The sequence below is a fragment of the Buchananella hordeovulneris genome (assembly GCF_001907235.1).
Taxonomy (GTDB): domain Bacteria; phylum Actinomycetota; class Actinomycetes; order Actinomycetales; family Actinomycetaceae; genus Buchananella; species Buchananella hordeovulneris.
The window spans coordinates 195,470-199,267 of sequence record NZ_MQVS01000004.1 but is presented as its reverse complement, the minus strand read 5'-3'; the positions used below and the strand labels follow the sequence as shown (position 1 = coordinate 199,267).

The 3,798-nt window shown below is 68.0% G+C and carries 4 protein-coding genes and 1 rRNA gene; all 5 read right to left on the bottom strand.

Features of this window, described 5'->3' with window-relative positions; translation table 11 throughout:
• Positions 1-317 (bottom strand): hypothetical protein (locus BSZ40_RS05600; RefSeq protein ID WP_222842750.1); only part of this gene is annotated, 317 nt, incomplete at its 3' end.
• Between the two features lie 119 nt (positions 318-436).
• Positions 437-772, bottom strand: coding sequence for a hypothetical protein (locus tag BSZ40_RS05595; protein ID WP_143180885.1), 336 nt, complete (start codon positions 770-772; stop codon positions 437-439).
• An 83-nt stretch (positions 773-855) separates the two neighbouring features.
• Positions 856-2,556 (bottom strand): dihydroxy-acid dehydratase, encoded by a 1,701-nt coding sequence (gene ilvD, locus BSZ40_RS05590; RefSeq protein ID WP_073824121.1) that lies wholly within the window; start codon positions 2,554-2,556, stop codon positions 856-858.
• A 52-nt stretch (positions 2,557-2,608) separates the two neighbouring features.
• A complete protein-coding gene (locus tag BSZ40_RS05585) occupies positions 2,609-3,562 on the bottom strand; it encodes a M48 family metalloprotease (protein WP_073824120.1) in 954 nt (317 codons plus the stop codon).
• 96 nt (positions 3,563-3,658) lie between these two features.
• Positions 3,659-3,775, bottom strand: a 5S ribosomal RNA gene (rrf, locus tag BSZ40_RS05580).
• Between the last annotated feature and the right edge of the window lie 23 nt (positions 3,776-3,798).

Sequence of the window (3,798 nt, the reverse complement as noted above, 5' to 3'; positions counted from 1 at the left end):
ACCTGCTCCCAGGTAGCAAGATCGTTGGTTTGGGCGACGTAGTACTGCAGCTCCACGAAGTACTTCGCCGCCAGCTCGGCCTCGGCAAAACCGGCTTGGGCTTGGGCCTCGGGAGGCAGGATGGGCTCGGGAATCTCTTTCCACACATACGGCCCGGCGGGCGTCGGACTGGCCGTCGCACTCGCGCTAGCGCGCGCCTCAGCCCGCTGCGAGGCCTCAATGCGCTGCTGCTCCATCTGCTGCCAATCCAACGACAACGTCGGACTCGGCTCCCCACCAGGCTGACCCTGACCACACCCAGCCAGCACCAGCAACACACCCACTCCCACCCTCACCAAACACCGCGCATCCATACCCCCAAAGTTACCCCGCTCACACCAAGCGTGCAGGAAATCAGCCCAGCTGTGGAAAATCGGGGACGGGCGGCGGCTGGCCGCTAGGAATCGTCGGTTTTATGGAAACGCAGCAGCAATTTGCCGAGTGCTTCCAGGGCCGCCGCGTGCTCGGTGGGGGCCAACACCGGCCGCCCGTAGGCGTCGCGGGCCAGGCCCGGCAGCGTCAACAGTGGCAGGTGTCCCCATGCCAACTCTGGACCCCACTGCACGCCCAGCTCGGCCGCCAGCCAGGTGCCGAAATCGGTGCCGTCGGCCCGCGCCAGCGGCACCGCCCGCAGGCCCGGCTCTACCAGGGCGGCCAGCTGCCAACCGTTCAGCAGGTGCACGACATGCCAGTAGTCCACCCGGCCGGTCGCTGGGTCACTGCCCACATACATGCCGGGCCGGGCGGCCAGGGACCGCAGCCAGCCGACAACATCGTCGGCCGCGGCTGCGGGTCCCTGTCGCAGATACTCGGTGCTCAGTACAGCACCGCCCCCTCCGAGGCGGAGTGCACGAGCTTGATGTACTTGCCGAGCACGCCCTTCGTGTAGCGCGGCGGCAGGGGGGCGAAGTCGGCGCGGCGGGCCTCCAGCTCCTCCGGGTCCACGAGCACGTCCAGGCGCGCGTTAGCCACGTCCAACCGGATGCGGTCGCCGTCGCGCACGAGCGCAATGGGGCCGCCGTCAACCGCCTCAGGCGCCACGTGCCCGACACACAGCCCGGTGGTGCCGCCCGAGAACCGCCCATCGGTCAGCAGCAACACGTCCTTGCCCAGGCCCGCGCCCTTAATCGCTCCGGTAATGGCGAGCATTTCCCGCATGCCCGGCCCGCCCTTGGGCCCCTCGTAACGAATAACGACGACGTCGCCCTCGCGGATGGTGCCGTCCTCTAGCGCGTCCAGGGCACCCCGCTCCCGTTCGAAGACGCGCGCGGTGCCTTCGAAGACCTCCGAGTCGAAGCCCGCCGACTTCACCACCGCCCCCTCGGGGGCCAGGCTGCCGTGCAGGATGGTGATGCCGCCGGTGGCGTGGATCGGGTCGCTCAGGGGGCGCAGAATGTCGCCATCGACGGCGGGCGGGGCGATATCCGCCAGGTTTTCGGCCACCGTCTTGCCGGTCACCGTCAAGCAGTCGCCGTGCAACAGGCCCGCCTCCAGCAGGGTCTTCATCAGCACCGGCACCCCGCCGACCCGGTCAACGTCGTTCATTACGTAGCGACCAAACGGCTTCAAGTCCCCCAGGTGCGGAGTCCGCTGCGCCACGCGCGAGAAGTCCGCCAACTCCAGGTCGACCTCGGCTTCCCGAGCGATTGCCAGCAGGTGCAGCACCGCGTTGGTGGAGCCCCCGAATGCCATCACCACCGCGATAGCGTTTTCGAAGGCCTCCTTGGTCATGATGTCGCGGGCGGTGATGCCACGCCGCAGCATTTCCACCACTGCCTGGCCCGAGCGCCGGGCCGCGGCGTCGCGCCGCCGGTCCACCGACGGCGGGGCCGCCGACCCGGGGACGGACATGCCGATGGCCTCCGCCACCGACGCCATCGTGTTGGCCGTGTACATGCCCCCGCAGGCCCCCTCGCCCGGGCAGATGGCCTTCTCGATACGGGTGACGTCCTCGCGACTCATCAGTCCCCGCGCACACGCCCCCACCGCCTCGTAGGCGTCGATGATGGTGACCTCGCGTTCCTCGCCGGTGGAGAGTTTGACGTGTCCGGGCATGATGGATCCGGCGTACAGGAACACCGACGCCAGGTTCAGGCGGGCGGCAGCCATCAGCATGCCGGGCAGGGACTTGTCGCAGCCTGCCAGCAGCACCGTGCCGTCCAGCCGCTCGGCCGAGACCACGGTCTCGACCGAATCGGCAATAACGTCGCGGGACACGAGCGAGAAATGCATCCCCTCGTGGCCCATCGAGATGCCGTCGGACACCGAGATGGTGCCGAATTCGAGCGGGTAGCCGCCAGCGGCGTGCACCCCCTCCTTGGCGGCCTGCGCCAGGCGCTGCAGGGACAGGTTGCAGGGCGTGATCTCGTTCCAGGAGGAAGCCACCCCGATCTGGGGTTTGGCGAAGTCGTCATCCCCCATCCCGACCGCCCGCAGCATGCCGCGTGCCGCAGTAGCTTCGATGCCTTCAGTAACCTGCCGACTGCGCGGCTTCATGTCGATGGACTTGTCGCTCATAGGGCAAATCTTATGCCCGGGCCGGGGGCGGGCTCGGCAGTGTTCACGATAGTTAACGCGGCAGGTGCGGCGGCCGAAAAATCCCGCCCCGCGGCCGCCGGGTGCGGCCCGCCGCGCCAGCCTGGCAGGCGGCCGCCAAATCTCCCTGGAAGCGGTGGTAGGTAAGCTGGATTACCCCGCGTCGGTCGCCTGGCAGCTGCGCGCCGACGACGTCGGCTAGCGCCGCCGCCCGCCACGCCACCGGCGCCACCGCGGCGGTAAATATCGCCGCCCAGGTGCTCAAGTCCCGTTGGCTGGTCTGTGCGACCAATGCTTGAGGGCGGAGAACCGCCCAGAGGATCTTGCTGCCAGCCACGAGCGTCAAGTAGTCCCCGGCGGCATCGCCTTGGAGTAGCGCCCCGGCACGGTCGGCACTGTAGCCTTCGACGCGCGCCAGCACGCCCCGCACCACCTGCGTCACCGACGGCAGGAAGGTCCACAGTTGCCGCCAGCGACCGTGGTGGCCGAGCGCGAAGCGTCCCACCTCCCTGGCGATAGCGAAACGCAGCGGCGCGTAGTCGCCGTTGGCACGACAGATTTCAAACAGGTCGTAGTGGAGGACGACGGTGCCGCCCTGACCGCCGAAAGAGTCGCTGAGCGGACCGCTCGCGGTCGTAATGACCAGCTGGGGCGGGCGCCGCAGACCGGCCAGGTGCGCCACCTGCACGGCAAAATTGGCTGCCCCGGGCAACTGCTCCGGGCCTACTAGCACGCCCTGGGCCCGCGTCAGCCCCCGACGCCGAAAACGGCCAAAGAGAATGATGAGCGGCCCCAGCGCGACCGTGAAAAACAGCCCAAACTCTTCGAGTAGGCTCGCCGCCTCGGTAGCCTGCCAGCTAGCGGGCACCAGCAGCAACGCCACCAGTACCGCCACCGTCGCTGTCCACAGCGCCAGCGACAGCACGGCACTAAGCAAGATGACCGTGAGCTCAGCGCGATGGCGCGACCGCTTTATCAATCTACGCATGGCTAGTTATTTCAATAGGCCGCGCGCACGAAGAAGCTACGGTGGTTGTGGTTGTGGGCCCCGCAACTGTGTTGTTGGGGGGCCCACTGGGTGTGGTGGCGGCGGTGTCCTACTCTCCCACACCCTGGCGGGTGCAGTACCATTGGCGCTGTCAGGCTTAGCTTCCGGGTTCGGTATGGGTCCGGGCGTTTCCCTGACGCTGTGACCGCCGCACGTTTATTTAACTCACCATGTCC

Excerpts from the sequence above, each read along its gene's own strand:
- BSZ40_RS05595 (WP_143180885.1), bottom strand. The coding sequence starts at position 772 with ATGTATGTGGGCAGTGACCCAGCGACCGGCCGGGTGGACTACTGGCAT.
- ilvD (WP_073824121.1), bottom strand. The coding sequence starts at position 2,556 with ATGAGCGACAAGTCCATCGACATGAAGCCGCGCAGTCGGCAGGTTACT.
- BSZ40_RS05585 (WP_073824120.1), bottom strand. The coding sequence starts at position 3,562 with ATGCGTAGATTGATAAAGCGGTCGCGCCATCGCGCTGAGCTCACGGTC.